The sequence below is a fragment of the Burkholderia sp. Ax-1724 genome (assembly GCF_011752995.1).
In the GTDB taxonomy this organism is placed as follows: domain Bacteria; phylum Pseudomonadota; class Gammaproteobacteria; order Burkholderiales; family Burkholderiaceae; genus Paraburkholderia.
This window is the reverse complement of the sequence record NZ_VWWL01000011.1, coordinates 200,084-215,595: the sequence shown is the minus strand read 5'-3', so window position 1 is coordinate 215,595 and position 15,512 is coordinate 200,084. Positions and strand designations below refer to the sequence as shown.

The window sequence follows — 15,512 nt, the reverse complement described above, 5'->3', positions numbered from 1 at the left end:
GCTCATCAGGACGAGGTACGGAGCGGCAAAGCTCCACTCCTCGTCCGATACATCTGTTGGGTACGGTTTGCGTTCTGGCATTGCGCCAGGTTACCAGGTTTGGCACAAAGTGCCTAACACGCTCTAGATTTTTCCAAGAACGAAGATACGTCAGATTCATGTACTGATGCCAAGTTGCCTCCAAACGCGATGGATCTGTCCAATGCAGCGCTGCGCCCGCAGTCCCCATTGACGTGCAGCATCTGACGTTTTGCTTTCCAAAATCACATGCCCGTTGGAGACGGTTGCAATTACAGTTGGTTCGTAATCTGCTATCACTCGGATATGGTAGCCTTCACGCAGAATATTTGCCAACTCGCTGAGTGCTTGCCTAGCAGACTGCACTAACTGGCTTGCCTGTCCGTCAGACAATATGTTGCGCTTTTTCAGCTTGGATGCCTCTTGCTGAATCCTTTCTTGGACTTTCCCGATCAGCAGATCAGGCAGTTCCTTATGCTTGAATTGCTTTATTTCTGGATGGCCGATACGAACCATTTGACGCGTAGAGAGGTAGACAGAATAATAATAACGATTGAATGCGCTCCGCCCAAAGAGATTCGCATCCCTCTCGTCCTTGACCGAGATCGCCTGTATCGTCAATGCTTCCGCTACACGCTCCATTCGTTACCTTTTAATACTCCAGACTGGTACCGTAACGACCTACATTGCACCCCTATACCTTCAGTGCCATCAAGATAGCGGGCTTTATCTAGTTAACTTGGTCCTCACGTACTGATTCCATCGGCATAGGAAGTGTGCCACAGAGCGCCAACGGCGTGAATTGAATTCCGGCGGCAACCAACTTCCCCACTATCATATTCTTCATTGATGTTGGAGCATGACGCTAGTTCACTCAAGGTCGTGACCGTTAGGCTCTTGGCGCAGTCGATGCAAGTGGCTTTAGTGAAATATCGGCTAAAGCCGAACTGCTCTCGGCGGACGGTCGGGTTGGATGATGGGACCATTCAGTTATCCACAATTGTGCTCCCCGTTCGAGGCAGACTGAATTTCTCCATCTACCTCAACAAACATTTAACTTTCGAGATAGAAGGAAACCAACGTCTCCTGCCTTATACTTACCAAGTCGCCGGGAAACACCCGGCGACCGGGTTTAGCAGCCCGTCGTTCCAACCGCACACCCGCTCAGGCGGGTGTGCGTCTAACCCTGCACGTCTATATCTCAATGGGCGGGCTATGGTTGAGGAGCCGCAAGGCTCGCCGGATTGTTGGAACGCCGGTCTGCTAACTCGATCATGTGCCCGCTCACCCGTCTCAAAAAAAGCGGTTGTCCAGGCATCCCCATGAAGCAACAGGGAGATCGCACAATGACCAGGTCCGTCAAAAATCGACCAGCTTCGCGTCCGCCCGTCGACGCACTCCAGTACGAAAAGCTCGCTCTTTCCGCATTCGATCTGTGCGACCGGCAGGTAGCTCAAATGGATACGCTCATCACACTCGTATCTTCGATATGTAGTAATCCTGCCATTACGCGCGACGAAAGACGGCGTCGTCAGAAGCTTCTCGAATTGCTGCTGGACACAGCGGAGCAGTATCAAATGGAACTCGAATTCGACCGCGAACTGTTCCAGGTGATCGCGCTCGATGCGAAGGGTGTCCCGCTCAGCCGCATCACCGCACAGCATGCGACGAACTTGCTGACCGAGGCATCGCAGAGAGCGAAAGCGCCTATCGCTTGTGCAAAAGGATCGCGCGGCAGGAATGCATCCGCGAAAACCACGGTCACGTTGACTGCAGACGCCGGACAACAACCGATAACCGGCCCACACTAGAGCGTGTTAGGCACTTTGTGCCAAACCTGGTAACCTGGCGCAATGCCAGAACGCAAACCGTACCCAACAGATGTATCGGACGAGGAGTGGAGCTTTGCCGCTCCGTACCTCGTCCTGATGAGCGAAGATGCGCCGCAGCGCCGATATGAACTGCGCGAAATGTTCAACGCATTGCGCTGGATAGCGCGAGCGGGTGCATCGTGGCGCATGCTGCCGACCAACTTCCCGCCGTGGGAGCTGGTCTACCAGCAAACACAGCGCTGGCTCAACGCGGGTTGCTTCGAGGCGATGGTCAGCGATTTGCGTTCGGTGCTGCGCGTGGCACAGGAGCGCCAGGGCCAGCCCAGCGCGGTGATTCTGGATGGACGCACGTTGCAGTCCACGTGCGAAAGCGGACCGCGCGCGGGCTATGACGGTCACAAGCGCAAGCGAGGCAGCAAAGTCCATATGGCCGTCGACACGCTGGGCCTGCTGCTCGCGGTGCACATTACGCCGGCCAGCGAGCAGGAGCGTGCACAGGTGGGCGAGCTTGCGCGTCAGGTTCAGCATGTCACCGGTCAGACGGTAAAACTCGCCTTTGCTGACCAGGGCTATACGGGCGACACGGCGGCGCAGGCAGCCCGCGACGAAGGCATGGAGTTGCAGGTCATCAAACTGCCCGAGGCGAAGAAAGGCTTCGTGCTGTTGCCGCGTCGCTGGGTGGTCGAGCGCAGCTTCGGATGGCTCAATCGCTTCCGGCGACTGGCACGCGACTACGAACGCCTGCCCGAAACCCTGGCAGGCTTGCATTTCGTCGTCTTCGCTATGCTCATGCTTGTTCATGCCGTGCCCATTATCCAAAGTGCCTAACACGCTCTAGACGATCGCATCAGGCCGAAGCAGATCGAATCAAATCGCGCAAAGCCGATGAGCGCCAAAGCAATTCCTTAGTACAACGGAGCCGATGGTAGTAATCGCTACGATCGGCTCCGCACGTGCTGCGCATAATCGACAAGGCCATGCGAGCGTCTGACGCCGCAAGTATCCGTACATCGCCACCCAACAAGCCATACCCGAAGCTCACGCCGAAAATAAACGCAGAAAAATCCCCACCGAACCGCCTCAATCATCCGGCAACGCCGACTTACTCCGCCGCTTGCGCGGCTTCGGCTCTACCCCCACACGCGGATCGCGAGCCAGCACGAGCTCCGTCATCCTCTCCACAGTACTTTCAAACGCCAGATCATCCTGCGGCACATAAAGCCATTTCCCGAGCACCGGATGCGGCCGCAACGCGGGTATATCGGCGATGAGCGCGGCATGGCGTTCGTGCGATGTACAGACCAGCAGACCATTCCAGGGTTTGTCGCGATCGGCGGCGATCAGACACAACAGGCCGTCGATATAAGCGGCGTCACAGCCGAACATCCGCCGGCGGACGTAGGTCGGATTGCGCTCGAATGCGTCGAAGATCCAGAGGAGCGAATTGCTGATCGAAGAGGGCATCGACGGAAAGTCTCTAGTGGAGGAGGCGAAGCCAAGTTTACGCAAATTCGCGCGGTCTGGCAGCGGCACCGATCGACAATCGAGCAAGCGCGGCTAGGTATGATGTGCCCAACCTCGGCGACCATATCGGAACTCGCACAAACCAGACCATGCAAGCTCACACCGACGCCACCACTGCCTATACGAAGCGTTTCGACGCCGTCCTTGCCTATATCGACGCGAATCTCGAGGGCGATCTGTCGGTCGACGCGCTGAGTCGCATCGCGAACTTCTCGAAGTTTCATTTTCATCGACAGTTCGCCGCGTATGTCGGCGTGCCGGTCGTGCGCTACGTGCAGCTGATGCGCTTGCGTCGAGCGGCCCGCCGCCTCGCCACGCAAGCGTCCTGCTCGGTGCTCGATGCCTCGTTCGACGCGGGCTTCGACAGTCCCGAAGCCTTCAGCCGTGCGTTCAAGCGTGTGTTCGGCGCGGCGCCGAGCGCGTTTCGGCGGCATCCGAAATGGCATGTCTGGAGTGCGAATTTCGTTGTTCCCTATCTTTCAAGGAAGCTGACCATGCAAGTGCAAATTGTCGATTTTGCTGAAACCCGCGTTGCCGCGCTCGAACATTGCGGCGCGCCAGGACTTGTCAACGAGAGCGTGCGCAAGTTTATCGACTGGCGTATGCAAAGCGGACAATCGCCGGTATCGTCGAGCAGGACTTTCGGCATCCCGCACAATAACCCGGATACGACGCCGGCCGAGGAATTCCGTTTCGATATCTGCGGAGAGATCGGCGAAGCGGTCGCGCCGAATGGCTATGGTGTGCGCGAACTGCTGATTCCGGCTGGCCGGTGCGCGGTGGTGCGGCATACGGGATCGACCGACCATATCGGCGAGACGATCTATCCGATCTATCGCGACTGGCTTCCTTCGAGTGGCGAAGAGTTGCGGGATCAGCCGCTGTTCTTTCAGTACTTGAGTGTGTATCCGGAGACGCCGTTGGATCAGTGGCAGACGGATATTTATATTCCGTTGGTGTGAGGGGCGGAGCCGACCTTGACGGGTCGGCTTCGATATTTTTCAAATTCTCGGTAAGTAGTTTAGGTGCTGCTCGAAGGAAAATTTCTATCACTTCGCCATGTTGTCTGTTTCAATAGGTTTGGGATCGAAGGCCAGCGACGAAAGACAATTCGGATTGCGCTCCTTGAAGCTGAAAGACAGATCCCCCCAATGGAGCGAGGTTGTGTATGAGGTGACTTCATCGAGTGATCTGCCGCGCGGACGGTCCGTAACTCTGAGGCTGCGGTAATGCGCGCGCACCATATCGAGCGTAATACAGCTACCGCTAAGGTTAAGCACGAGAAAACCGGGGTGTCCTGCCCGATACCGGATACGTAAATCTACATTGCTGATTACAACATCGTCAGCCAGATTGACCGGTCCGCCTGTGTAGAACTGAAATGCGGTGTTCTGAATAGGGCTCTTGCTGTTATCTTTCACGACAAGATGAGTCGCGAGGACGTTCTCAATCTTATCTGTGGTGAAGGGAGCCTGTTGCGTTAGCGTATCGATAGCCTGCCATAGCGTCCTCGACGATTGCGTCGTCCGCGAATCCTTTTCGTACTGTCCAGTGGTCGATCCACATCCGGCAAACCAGATTGTCAGGCTGAACATGGCAATCGTCTTGAACGAGCTATGTGAGCAGAGCGGATTTCTATAATTAAAAAACATCTGGTAAGTACGTTAGGATTGAGCTCAAGGGTAAATTTCTCTATTGTGCAATGTTGTCCGCATCGTACTTCGGGTTGAGGACAACATATGCCAAGCAATTGCGATTACGTTCCAGGAACCCGAACGACAGTTTTCCCCATTCCAGGAAAGCCGAATACGATGTGGCCTCATCGAGCGAATGCCCATGAGGGTGTTCGGTGATTCTAAGGTCGCGATAGTGCTCTCGAACTGCATCGAGAGTGGTGCAACTGCCACCAAGATTGAGTACGAGAAAACCGGGGTGCCCAGGACGGTGCCGGATGCGTAAATCTACGTTACTGATAGTGATGCCATCCGCTAACCTGACGGGGCTACCTGTGTAGAACTGGAATGCAGTGTTCTGAATCGGGTTCTTGCTGGTATCTCCCTTGACGAGATGAGTCGAGAGGGCGTTCTCAACCTTGTTTCTGCTAAATGGGATTTGCTGCGCTAGCGTATCAATAGCTATCCACAATGTCATAGATGGTTGCGCGACCTGTGAATCCATCCGGTGTGATTCAACTGTTTGAACGCATCCAGCGGACAATATTGTCAAGCCGAGTACGGTAAGTGTCTTGAGAAAGATGGTTGAAAAACGAATGAACATTAGCAATACCGGCTTCTCGTAGTTCAGTTAGCTTGCGTCAATCGAAGAGATTGACGACGAAGTTCAGCGTAAAGCAGATATCGACCTCGTTAAATCAGATTGCAGGTACATTTCCTGTGCTGAAGGCGGACCTCTATCGACGAGTTGCCGAAGGCCATGCGCAGTTCTTGATTCATGTTGACTCTATGTTGAGTTCATCGAACTCAACGGCAACTTCTAGGACAACTGTTGAAGGGACGTATACAACGTGTTCGGCGTGTCGACCTAGTCTTCTTTGCTGGTCGCGAGCGTATCGACGTACCGGTCGTGACATCGGCCGAATTGTTCCAATGCTTTTACGATTGCCATATGGTTTTGCCTTGGAGAATCTTGAGCGCTGGTTTGGGCTCCGGTGCACCGCTTAAAGCGTAAGAGCGACTCGCTCATACGCGAGGCAGGCCGTGTTCCCAACCCCGCGTTTTGCCATGGTTGCTCACTTCATCATGTTGCCCGCTTCGATAGGCTTGGGATCAAAAGACAATGATGAAAGACAATTTGGATTGCGCTCCAGAAAACTAAATGACAATCTCCCCCACGATGGGAAGGTCGAGTATCCTGTAAAGGCATACGTTGAATCGGGGCGAGGTGGATATGTTAGTTTGAGGTCACTATAGTGTGAACGTACCTCATCAAGACTGACACATCTCCCCTTCATGTTGAGTACAAGAAAGCCAGGATGTCCTGCCTTGCGCCGGATACGTAAATCCACGTTGCTGATTACAGCACCATCAGTCAGATTGACGGGACCGCCTATATAGAACAGAAATGCCGTGTTCTGAATAGGACTCTCACTGGTATCCTTCTCAGCAAGATGAGCCGATAGTACGTTTTCGACATTATTTTTGCTAAATGGAATATGCTGAGCGAGTGCATCGATGGTTTGCCACAGTGTCATAGATGTTTGCATAATTTGAGAATTTTTCCTGTGGTCTTGGGTCATTTTTGCACACCCAGTGAGCCCAATTGCGAGGCAAAGCATTGCAGACGTCCAGAAAAAATTATCTGAACGGGTGGGAATTTTCATACCAGCTTCCATAGTAGTCGACGTAGGTCTGTCGTGTGTTCGAGGTGGTTTCGTTGCCGAATGCAGCTCCGATTGCATCCAGACAGGTAGCAGTGTTCCCATCTTTCAGGAACTGATCATAAGCTTGACTGTAGGCAGCATGGTTGACTCCAAGTATTCCGATGTCTGGACCACCGTGTTCAAGAATTTCGCGTTCAGTCCGAATATTGTTCATGGTCGCCGCCGCCTCGTCCTTTAGCGTTCCGCTTACGTAAGCGGCTTTTGATGAGTAATCTGGTTTGTACGAGTACATCGCATGCCCAACTTCGTGGGAGAGGGTTTCTGTCAATGTCCTGGGATTATTTTTGAGAGTAGAGTCTAGCCAGATAAAGCTATTTGATCGATCGGTATCTGAGCCTTTGCCCGCCTCCCTATAGTTTATCTGCCACCCCGCATCCCCCAACTTCTTCAAATCCGCCTGCAAACCCGGAGACATGCCAACCAGTTTGTCAACATCCTCACCCACTTCGTTAGCCATAAAATCAGCCACAGGCGATGGTGCCACCGGACCACGCGACGCATTGCCGTAGGATGTGACAGCACGCGAGATGGAAAGAGCCACGGCCTGTTCTTCAGGCACAGCGGATCTTCCTCTCCCCATCACCTGCTCACGCCTCCTCCGCGCGTTCTCGATGTACCGTCCAACCGCCTCCCGTGGCGGAATAAAAATCAGCTGACCGCTTCTGAGTTTCTCATGTACTGCCCGGGCGACCTCATGATTGCTCATAATATGGATAAGCAATGTGTGATCGGTGCTTCTCAACAGATGCCGCAGCTGGTGCATGTCCGCACAATTCGTTGTCCACGAATCAGGATCGAACCACTTCACGAAGTCTTCATGCGCAATTCTCAATACCTCCTTTATTTCATCCTGTTCCTCGCGCGTAAGCTGCTTACGGCCCCAAATCAACCAGGAGTCGAAGGAGAAGTCTGACTTCTCGTATATGTACAAAGTTTCTTGTCTGAAAAACATTAGGAGTCCGGTGCGTATGCCTGAATAGAAGCGCAGATCGTATCAGATAGAAGCGCGCTAAAAAATAGCGTTGAACGAAAACCTTTACAAACTGTTAAACCTGTCCGAATATTGATGCGGCATCGAATGCCGGTCACTACGTTGAGAATCAGATTCGGCATCCAGAACTTCGCGACATAAAGCCGAATAAGGTCACAGCTGTGATTCAACCTCAAATAAGAATCTCACCAACAAAAAACCACACGCACGAGTATTGGCAATCCGCTTGGGTCATCCTGTCGAGCATCGAGTCGACATTCACTATCAGGACTAAATCAGCCCGAAAACCCGGTATAACGCAGTCGGATGTACCATTCGAGGGTTCTCCTTGGAATTCCCCTAAGCAACCCGAATCCCTCGTTCATCCGTCTTTAACGCGGCCAGCCGCCAGGAACATCCACCGAACCACCGGAGGTACCGACGTGAAATACCGCACGCTATTACTGCCGCTCGCTTTAGCCGCCTGCGCGCATTCGCCTGAAGCGACGAATCCGGCTCCATCATCGTTCGCCTCGTCCGCCGCTGTGGCGAGCACGACATCGACCAGCGGCACTACCATCCTCGGGCGGTACCATTGGCAACTTAACAACGCGATCGACAGCCAGGGCACGCACATCGATGCGCTGTTCGTGAGACCGGACCAGCCAGTGCAACTGGACTTCAGCGCTGACCGGCTGAACGTGGTGAATAGCTGCAATAACCTGGGCGCCGCGTACAGCATCCGGAAAGGCCGCATGCAAATCGGCTCGATGGCGAGCACGATGATGGCCTGCACCGATCCGAATCTCGCCGCACTCGACGACGCCATTTCGCAGCGCCTGCGCGGTAGTGTCAGCGTGAACCTGCTGGCTCGCGGCAATGTGCCCAGCCTGCAACTGGTCATGGATAACGGTGATACGCTGAGCTTTACCGGTGTGCCCACCGCGCAAACACGCTTCGGCGGTCCCGGCGAAACGGCCTTCCTCGAAGTCGCCCCGCAGACTGTGCCATGCAACCATCCGCTGATTCCGAACAGGCAATGTCTGCTGGTGCGTGAACGCCACTTCGACGAGCATGGGTTGTCCACCGGCACGCCTGGAGAATGGCAGCCGCTGAATCAGGATATCGAGGGTTATTCGCACACGCCGGGTATTCGCAACGTGCTGCGCGTGAAGCGCTTTACCGTCAATAACCCACCCGCCGATGGGTCGTCGGTCGCTTACGTGCTGGACATCGTCGTGGAGTCGGAAAAAGTCGAGCAGTAGCGCCATTCATATCAGGGAAATCCGCATGGAACTGTTATCCGTCGCTATCTTTGCAGGTGCATTGCTGCTCAACGCGGCGACTCCCGGCCCGAGCGTCGTCGCACTGGTCTCGCGCGTTATCGCGAGAGGATGGCGCGGTGTGATTCCTTTCGTTGCGGCGATGTGGATCGGCGAGGTGATCTGGCTCAGCATGGCAATGGCCGGGCTCACGATGCTGGCCCAGACCTTCCAGTTCATCTTTCACGCAATCAGATGGCTGGGCTGTGCTTACCTGTTCTGGCTCGCAATCCGGATGTGGCGGCAACCCGCAACGGAAGCCGAAGATACGCTGCCGCGCCGATCTTCCGCACTGTCGATGTTCGGTGCGGGCATGGCCGTTACCTTGGGTAATCCGAAGATCATGGTTTTCTATATTGCGTTGCTGCCTGCGTTGATCGATCTCCCGTCGGTGGGTGTGCGGCAGTGGGCGATTCTTGCGTCGGTCACTCTCGTGACGCTGGCCGCGATCGACCTGAGCTGGATATCTTTGGCCCATAAGGCGCGTTTTATTCTGCGTACGCCTCGCGCGGTTCGCTTTACCAATCGTGTTGGCGCATTTGCGCTCGGCGGTGCGGCGGTGGCTATTGCGAGCCGCAATTGAGCAAACCATAACGAGGTGAGGCAGGCAGATGCAAACCGAAATCAGAAATGCGACGCCGCAAGATATTCCCGTCGTGCGGCGAATCACCGAACGTGCCTACGCAGCGTGGTTACCGGTTCTCGGCTTCCATCCGCAGCCCGTTGTGGAAGATCACGCGCCACACATCGCGCGCGGTGAAGTGATGCTGGCGTGTGTGCATGACGAAGTCGCGGGTCTTATCGTCGTCGAATCCGGCGATGCACATGATCTGATTTTCAATGTCGCGGTAGACCCCGATCATGCCGGCAAGGGAATCGGCGCTCGCCTGATTGCGGAGGCCGAGCGGCGCGCCAAAGCGAACGGCAAGTCGAGCATGAAGCTCTACACGAATGCGTTGATGAGCAGGAACATCGCGCTCTATTCGAAACTCGGCTATGTTGAAACAGGGCGACGGCCGCACCCGTCGCGCACGAATTCCACAATCGTCGATATGGCGAAAGAACTTTGATCTGACGGCGCGATTTCTTTTCAACCGCATTCTGTTATGCGAGTGACGGGCGGTGAATTCAGTAGTTCTCTGTCGCCGTTGTATTGTCCGCGCCGCGCGAATGTTCTGTAGAAGAGGTGGCCGCAGTCGAATCAGACGCAGGTCCGGAGTCCAACTGAGAGGCCGCTTCAGCACCACCAGCCTGCCCCGGCCTCAACAACAAGCCACCCAGCACACCAGCCGTAGCCGCAAAAACCGCTCCAAACAGAAATGCCACGTGATACCCGCTATTGAGCGCGGCCGCCGCGCTCGCCGTGGCCTGCATCGCTTCACTGCGCGCCGCGGCGAGACTCGCGAGCACCGCGAGTCCAAGCGCTCCGCCCATCATGAAAGACGTGTTGACGATACCCGATGCGAGACCCGAGTCGGCCGCATCGACGTCGCTCATCGCGGCAAGCAGCAGCGGATTGAACGCGATGCCCGCGCCGAAGCCGAGCAGGATCATGCCGGGCAGCACGTCGGGCACGAAGCCGCCGTCCACGGGCGCACGCGCGAATAGCGCGAGGCCGCACGCGGCGACGAGCAGGCCAACCGCGAGCGGACGACGTAGCCCGAAGCGCATCACGACGCGCGCCGAGAGTCCGAGAGAGAAAAATCCCATGATCAGGTTGGCGGGCAGAAACGCGAGCCCGACCTGCAATGGTCGATAGCCGAGCACGCGTTGCAGGTACAGCGCGGAGATGAAGAACCACGCGAACATCGCCGCGGCCCACAACACGCCGACCACGTTGGCGGTCGCGACATTGCGCAGACGCAGGAGGCCGAGCGGCATCAACGGATGCTCGACTTTCGCTTCGATCGCAAGGAACGCGCCGAGTAGCGCGAGCGCGGCGCATAGCAGGCCGAGCGTTTGCAGCGAGGCCCATCCCGCTTCGTTGCCGTTCACGACCGCGTAGACGGCAAGCATCAGCGATACGGTGACGGTGACCGCACCGGCCACGTCGAGCCGCTCGCCGTGCGCGTGTCCGCGTGCGGCGGGCAGCAGCGCGAGGCACAGTGCATACACGGCGATGCCGATCGGCAGATTGACGAGGAAGATCCAGTGCCAGCTCAAGAGGTTCGTCAGCAAGCCGCCGAGCAGCACGCCGATGCTGCCGCCGCCCGCGCAGACGAAGCCGTACACGCCCATCGCTTTCGCGCGTTCGCCGGGTTCGGTGAACAGATTCATGATTAGCGACAGCGATACCGCCGAGACGATCGCCCCGCCCAAGCCTTGCACGGCGCGCGCGGCGACCAGCAGCACTTGCGAGTTCGCCATGCCGCACGCGAGCGAAGCGAGCGTGAAGAGCGTAATGCCGCTGAGAAACAGCTTGCGATGCCCGTATAGATCGCCGAGCCGTCCGCCGAGCAGCAGGCAGCCGCCGAACGTGAGCATGTACGCGTTGACGACCCACACGAGCGAGGTCTCGCTAAAGCCGAGATCGGCCGCGATGGAGGGCAGTGCGACGTTCACGATGGTGGTGTCGAGCACGATCATCAGTACGCCGAGGCATAGAACGATTAGCGCGAGCCAGCGTTGTCGGCCGTGAATGGCATGGGTCATGCGGGCGCTCCTGTGGCGCGGTGGATCGGGTTTGCAGCGAGTCGGCCGGGGGCTGTCGGATGCCGGACGGGGCCGCGAGCAGGGGTAATGCGTCGGCGGTCGTAGTTTGGCGATATTTGCTGGCCAGGTTCAAAGGGCCGAACCCTGCGGTCGTTTGTCGATTGTAAGGGGATGGTCGAGTCTAGCCTGATGAGTTATGCGACACAACTACGAAATGATGGGCGGGGTGTCGGGGTGATTGCGGAGGGAGAATGCTACGCTTGCCGCCGTGTTCGAGTACACGCTTCGCGCTCGTACTGTCAATGTTGACGCATCGTTATTGATGCGAGAAGTCGCCACAATAGATGGGAATTTTCAGCGTATTCCGATTGTGGCAGATTGCCTTATTCGTCGAGAATCGGCTGGAGTGGAAGGTAAGACTTTCCGCTTCGGCATTTCAATGTCGGAAGTTCCGTGAACAATCAAGACGACCAATCCATAACGAAGTCCACTTATGAAATTAAGCTCTCTGGCAAAGTGGTGGATACCCATATTCCTGTTCGGGTTCGTCATTCTCCGACTCGCCACCCACACGACCGACCTCAGTGCGAGCGAATGCATTAGACGCATGTCCGAAAACCGCCACTACATCGCAGAGCGATGCCTGCTTCAATGGAGAGGCGGCAACAATCCGGACTACGTCGGCCGAGTCTACGACGCCGGCTCAGGCGAGTTACTCGTGCGCAGAACCTTCAGCACGCCAGTTCCCGAACTGGTTTGGCTGAATAACGACGCGGTTTCTTTTTCTCGTGGCGGCGACAACACATCGTTTGTGAAGCTGCCGCCGTCGCTTTATGACCGGCTCGACGCGAAACTTTCCTTGCGCGTGTTCTGAGTCAAGTAACAGCGACGTCGGCGGCCACCACTCACACCTTCGACTTCCCACCCATCAACCGATTCGAAGGCAACGTTTCATCGAGCAACTTCCGCGCACTCTCGATTCCCGCCACCGGCAACCCCTCAGGATCAAGCAATCCCACCTGCACCAGCACCGAAGCCTGATCCCAATAGATGTGCTCGTTATAGAGCTTGTCGCCGCGGAAGCACACCACCGCGAGCATCGGCACTTCGAAGTACTTGCCGGTCGGCGCAACGCCCGGCAGCAGCCAGTCGATTTCGCAGCTATGCGTGCAACTGAAAATGAATTCGTCGACAATGCGGTCCGCGCCGATCGTGCGCGAAATCGGAATCAGCCTGGTATCGGGCGGATTCGAGTTGACGAAGTGATGCGTGTAGAAGCGTTTGAGATTGTCGTGGCCGACACCGCCCGTCATCGTTGGCACATGATTGACATACGGTTGCGCGACCATCGTCGGCATGACCGCATCGACGTCGCGCGTCGCGAACTCGTGATAGCAATGCGCTTCCCACAGCGCGTTGAGATCGTAGACGGGGCCGAGCACCTTGCGCAGCAGCGCGAGCGTGCGCGAGTACGCCATCATTGCGGCGGGCTTGTCGTATTGCTTGCGCGCCGGCGCCGCGAACGCGTGATCGCAGCCGGGGTACAGGTATTGCTCGATGTGCGGCCGCGTGCGCAATGCCGCGCCGATGCGCTCGCGCGTTTCAGGCGGGCAATGCGCGTCGTTCTCGGGGAAGTGAAACACCATCGGGCAGTGGATCGACGGCACTTCGTTCAGATGGGCGTCGAGGCCCACGCCGTAGTAACTGACCGCACAGTCGACGTCGGTGCGCGCTGCGGCGAGAAACGCGAGCTTGCCGCCGAGGCAGTAGCCGACTACGCCGACCTTACCCGCCTGTTCGGGCAGCCCGCGTAACGTGGCGATGGTGGCGGCGATGTCCTTGACCGCGAGGTCGGCGTCGAACTGGCCGAGATAGCCGAGCGCCTGTTGCATGTCGGTTTCGCCGTAGCCGAGGTCGATGCCCGGCTTGATGCGCCAGAACAGGTCCGGCACGAGCACAACGTAACCTTCTTCAGCGTAGCGGTCGGCGGTCGCTTTCATCGAGTCGTTGACGCCGAAAATTTCCTGCGGCAGCACGAGCCCGGGGCCGGAGCCCTGCGCGGGCCGCGCGACATAAGCGTTGAAACAGCCGCCGTCTTCGGCGACGACTTCGATGAAAGAGCCTGTCATGCGATTTCGATCCCATGAAGTGGGTTACGTCATCGTACGCAACTCGAAACGTTTGAGCTTGCCGGTTTCGGTGCGCGGCAGTGCGCCGACGAAAGTGATGACACGGGGATATTTATAAGGCGCCACGCTATTCTTCACGAAATCCTGTAGTTGCGCGACCGTTTTGTCATCGGCGGTATAGCCGGGGTTCAGCACGACGAATGCCTTGACGATCTGTCCGCGCGTTTCGTCGGGGATGCCGATCACGCCGCATTCGGCCACCGCTTCATGTTGCAGCAGCACGCTTTCCACTTCGGGTCCGGAGATGTTGTAGCCGGCCGAGACGATCATGTCGTCGGCGCGCGCCTGGTAGAACACGTAGCCGTCCGTGTCGAGATAGACCGAATCGCCGGGCAGATTCCAGCCGTCGCGCACGAAGCGCAGTTGCCGGTCGTCGGCGAGATAGCGGCAGCCGGTCGGGCCACGCACCGCGAGCTTGCCGATCGTGCCGGGCGGCACCGGCCGCATGTCGTCGTCTACCGCTTGCACGACGTAGCCGGGCACCGCGCGGCCGATCGCGTTCGCGCGAATCTCGTCGCCCTGCGCCGCAATGAAAATATGGATCAGCTCGGTGCCGCCGATGCCGTCGATCATGTCGATCCCGGTCGCGTCATGCCATAGCCGGCGTGTCGAATCGGGCAGCGCTTCGCCGGCCGACACGGTTTTCTTCAGCGTCGACACGTTGTGTTGCGCGACGAGCGGCGCCATTTGCCGATAAAAAGTCGGTGCCGTGAACATGACCGTTGCGCCGAAACGTTCGACGAGCACGAGCAGGGTTTCGGGCGCGAGCTTTTCGACGAGCACCGTCGAGGCGCCGACGCGCAGCGGAAAGCACAGCAATCCGCCGAGGCCGAACGTAAACGCGAGCGGCGGCGTACCGCAGAAGATGTCGTTCGAAGACGGCTTCAGCACATGGCGCGGAAACAGATCGCACATCGCGATCACGTCGCGATGGAAATGCATGCAGCCCTTCGGCGCGCCGGTCGTGCCGCTCGTGAACGCGATCAGGCAGACGTCGTCGGCGGCCGTATCGCATGCGGTGAAGTGCGCGGGCTTGCTGGCCGCGAGCGTGTCGAGCGAATCGGCGGAGTCGTCGTGAAAGCGGCGCGTTTGCGTGAGCGTCGGGCAGTAGAACTCGTCGGCGGGATCGGTGCAGCGCGCGAGTTCGCCGGTCAGGCGCGCATCGCATAGCGCGGCGCTGATCCGCGCTTTTACGATAATCTGCTTCAGTTCTTTCGCGCGCAGCAGCGGCATGGTCGGCACGACGACGAGCCCGGCCTTCAGCGCCGCGAACATCGCCACGGCCATCTGCAAGGTATTCGGTCCGCGCAGCAGCACGCGGTTGCCCGGCTGCAAACCCATTTCATCGACGAGCACATGGGCGCTGCGATTCACGAGCGCGAGCAGTTCGCCGTAGGTCGTCGCGTGCGGCTTGCCGTCCACGTCGGACCAGATGGCCGGCCGGTCGCGATAACCGGCTTCGATGGTCCGTTCGAGCAGTTCGGTCGCGCAGTTCAGCCGCGCCGGATAGTCCACGTCCGGGTTGTCGAGCAGAAAGACGGGCCATTGATCCTGCGGCGGAAGATTGTCGCGCGCGAAAGTATCGACGTGTGCTGACGGTTCCAT

The 15,512-nt window shown here is 57.4% G+C and carries 16 protein-coding genes; 7 read left to right on the top strand and 9 right to left on the bottom strand.

Features of this window, described 5'->3' with window-relative positions; all coding sequences use genetic code 11:
- Nucleotides 1–156: 156 nt before the first annotated feature.
- Nucleotides 157–660 carry a hypothetical protein gene (locus tag F3J19_RS15660; RefSeq protein ID WP_167042846.1) on the bottom strand — a complete coding sequence of 168 codons (504 nt, stop codon included), beginning with the start codon at nt 658–660 and terminating at the stop codon, nt 157–159.
- Nucleotides 661–1,364: 704 nt separating this feature from the next.
- Here F3J19_RS15660 and F3J19_RS15655 point away from each other — a divergent pair.
- Nucleotides 1,365–1,829, top strand: a complete 465-nt coding sequence (locus tag F3J19_RS15655; protein WP_167042844.1) for a hypothetical protein — start codon at nt 1,365–1,367, stop codon at nt 1,827–1,829.
- Between the two features lie 42 nt (nt 1,830–1,871).
- Nucleotides 1,872–2,678: an IS5 family transposase gene (locus F3J19_RS15650; RefSeq protein WP_167042842.1), complete on the top strand. Its 807-nt coding sequence runs from the start codon at nt 1,872–1,874 to the stop codon at nt 2,676–2,678.
- A gap of 252 nt (nt 2,679–2,930) precedes the next feature.
- Here the strand turns inward: F3J19_RS15650 and F3J19_RS15645 are convergent, their stop codons facing one another.
- Nucleotides 2,931–3,314: a hypothetical protein gene (locus F3J19_RS15645; protein ID WP_167042840.1), complete on the bottom strand. Its 384-nt coding sequence runs from the start codon at nt 3,312–3,314 to the stop codon at nt 2,931–2,933.
- A gap of 149 nt (nt 3,315–3,463) precedes the next feature.
- Between F3J19_RS15645 and F3J19_RS15640 the strand changes: the two genes are divergently transcribed.
- Entirely contained in the window at nt 3,464–4,336 is an 873-nt protein-coding gene (locus F3J19_RS15640; RefSeq protein WP_167042838.1) for an AraC family transcriptional regulator, read from the top strand.
- An 87-nt stretch (nt 4,337–4,423) separates the two neighbouring features.
- Here the strand turns inward: F3J19_RS15640 and F3J19_RS15635 are convergent, their stop codons facing one another.
- The 4 genes from F3J19_RS15635 to F3J19_RS15620 all read right to left on the bottom strand — a co-directional run bounded on the left by F3J19_RS15635 (nt 4,424) and on the right by F3J19_RS15620 (nt 7,726).
- Nucleotides 4,424–4,969 carry a hypothetical protein gene (locus F3J19_RS15635; protein ID WP_240158973.1) on the bottom strand — a complete coding sequence of 182 codons (546 nt, stop codon included), beginning with the start codon at nt 4,967–4,969 and terminating at the stop codon, nt 4,424–4,426.
- Between the two features lie 97 nt (nt 4,970–5,066).
- Nucleotides 5,067–5,651 (bottom strand): hypothetical protein, encoded by a 585-nt coding sequence (locus F3J19_RS15630; protein WP_240158972.1) that lies wholly within the window; start codon nt 5,649–5,651, stop codon nt 5,067–5,069.
- A 472-nt stretch (nt 5,652–6,123) separates the two neighbouring features.
- Entirely contained in the window at nt 6,124–6,714 is a 591-nt protein-coding gene (locus F3J19_RS15625; RefSeq protein WP_240158970.1) for a hypothetical protein, read from the bottom strand.
- A complete protein-coding gene (locus tag F3J19_RS15620; protein WP_167042836.1) occupies nt 6,689–7,726 on the bottom strand; it encodes a hypothetical protein in 1,038 nt (345 codons plus the stop codon). The genes F3J19_RS15625 and F3J19_RS15620 overlap by 26 nt, the downstream gene beginning before the upstream one ends.
- Before the next feature lie 461 nt (nt 7,727–8,187).
- On the opposite strand from F3J19_RS15620, the gene F3J19_RS15615 reads away from it, so the two are divergent.
- From F3J19_RS15615 to F3J19_RS15605, 3 genes are read left to right on the top strand one after another with little or no spacing between them, the layout of a single operon-like run.
- A complete protein-coding gene (locus F3J19_RS15615; RefSeq protein ID WP_167042834.1) occupies nt 8,188–9,009 on the top strand; it encodes an META and DUF4377 domain-containing protein in 822 nt (273 codons plus the stop codon).
- A 25-nt stretch (nt 9,010–9,034) separates the two neighbouring features.
- Entirely contained in the window at nt 9,035–9,649 is a 615-nt protein-coding gene (locus F3J19_RS15610) for a LysE family translocator (RefSeq protein WP_167042881.1), read from the top strand.
- 28 nt (nt 9,650–9,677) lie between these two features.
- Nucleotides 9,678–10,136, top strand: coding sequence for a GNAT family N-acetyltransferase (locus tag F3J19_RS15605; RefSeq protein ID WP_167042831.1), 459 nt, complete (start codon nt 9,678–9,680; stop codon nt 10,134–10,136).
- A 58-nt stretch (nt 10,137–10,194) separates the two neighbouring features.
- On the opposite strand, the gene F3J19_RS15600 is transcribed toward F3J19_RS15605, so the two are convergent.
- On the bottom strand, nt 10,195–11,718 hold the full coding sequence (locus tag F3J19_RS15600; protein ID WP_167042829.1) for an MFS transporter: 1,524 nt from the start codon (nt 11,716–11,718) through the stop codon (nt 10,195–10,197).
- A 607-nt stretch (nt 11,719–12,325) separates the two neighbouring features.
- Between F3J19_RS15600 and F3J19_RS15595 the strand changes: the two genes are divergently transcribed.
- Complete coding sequence (locus F3J19_RS15595) at nt 12,326–12,592, top strand: hypothetical protein (protein WP_167042827.1); 267 nt, start codon at nt 12,326–12,328, stop codon at nt 12,590–12,592.
- Between the two features lie 31 nt (nt 12,593–12,623).
- Here the strand turns inward: F3J19_RS15595 and F3J19_RS15590 are convergent, their stop codons facing one another.
- Nucleotides 12,624–13,847: a dienelactone hydrolase family protein gene (locus tag F3J19_RS15590; protein WP_167042825.1), complete on the bottom strand. Its 1,224-nt coding sequence runs from the start codon at nt 13,845–13,847 to the stop codon at nt 12,624–12,626.
- A gap of 24 nt (nt 13,848–13,871) precedes the next feature.
- Nucleotides 13,872–15,512 carry an AMP-binding protein gene (locus F3J19_RS15585; RefSeq protein ID WP_167042879.1) on the bottom strand — a complete coding sequence of 547 codons (1,641 nt, stop codon included), beginning with the start codon at nt 15,510–15,512 and terminating at the stop codon, nt 13,872–13,874.

Excerpts from the sequence above, each read along its gene's own strand:
- F3J19_RS15660 (WP_167042846.1), bottom strand. The coding sequence starts at position 660 with ATGGAGCGTGTAGCGGAAGCATTGACGATACAGGCGATCTCGGTCAAG.
- F3J19_RS15655 (WP_167042844.1), top strand. The coding sequence starts at position 1,365 with ATGACCAGGTCCGTCAAAAATCGACCAGCTTCGCGTCCGCCCGTCGAC.
- F3J19_RS15650 (WP_167042842.1), top strand. The coding sequence starts at position 1,872 with ATGCCAGAACGCAAACCGTACCCAACAGATGTATCGGACGAGGAGTGG.
- F3J19_RS15645 (WP_167042840.1), bottom strand. The coding sequence starts at position 3,314 with ATGCCCTCTTCGATCAGCAATTCGCTCCTCTGGATCTTCGACGCATTC.
- F3J19_RS15640 (WP_167042838.1), top strand. The coding sequence starts at position 3,464 with ATGCAAGCTCACACCGACGCCACCACTGCCTATACGAAGCGTTTCGAC.
- F3J19_RS15635 (WP_240158973.1), bottom strand. The coding sequence starts at position 4,969 with ATGTTCAGCCTGACAATCTGGTTTGCCGGATGTGGATCGACCACTGGA.
- F3J19_RS15630 (WP_240158972.1), bottom strand. The coding sequence starts at position 5,651 with ATGTTCATTCGTTTTTCAACCATCTTTCTCAAGACACTTACCGTACTC.
- F3J19_RS15625 (WP_240158970.1), bottom strand. The coding sequence starts at position 6,714 with ATGAAAATTCCCACCCGTTCAGATAATTTTTTCTGGACGTCTGCAATG.
- F3J19_RS15620 (WP_167042836.1), bottom strand. The coding sequence starts at position 7,726 with ATGTTTTTCAGACAAGAAACTTTGTACATATACGAGAAGTCAGACTTC.
- F3J19_RS15610 (WP_167042881.1), top strand. The coding sequence starts at position 9,035 with ATGGAACTGTTATCCGTCGCTATCTTTGCAGGTGCATTGCTGCTCAAC.
- F3J19_RS15605 (WP_167042831.1), top strand. The coding sequence starts at position 9,678 with ATGCAAACCGAAATCAGAAATGCGACGCCGCAAGATATTCCCGTCGTG.
- F3J19_RS15600 (WP_167042829.1), bottom strand. The coding sequence starts at position 11,718 with ATGACCCATGCCATTCACGGCCGACAACGCTGGCTCGCGCTAATCGTT.
- F3J19_RS15595 (WP_167042827.1), top strand. The coding sequence starts at position 12,326 with ATGTCCGAAAACCGCCACTACATCGCAGAGCGATGCCTGCTTCAATGG.
- F3J19_RS15590 (WP_167042825.1), bottom strand. The coding sequence starts at position 13,847 with ATGACAGGCTCTTTCATCGAAGTCGTCGCCGAAGACGGCGGCTGTTTC.
- F3J19_RS15585 (WP_167042879.1), bottom strand. The coding sequence starts at position 15,512 with ATGGAACCGTCAGCACACGTCGATACTTTCGCGCGCGACAATCTTCCG.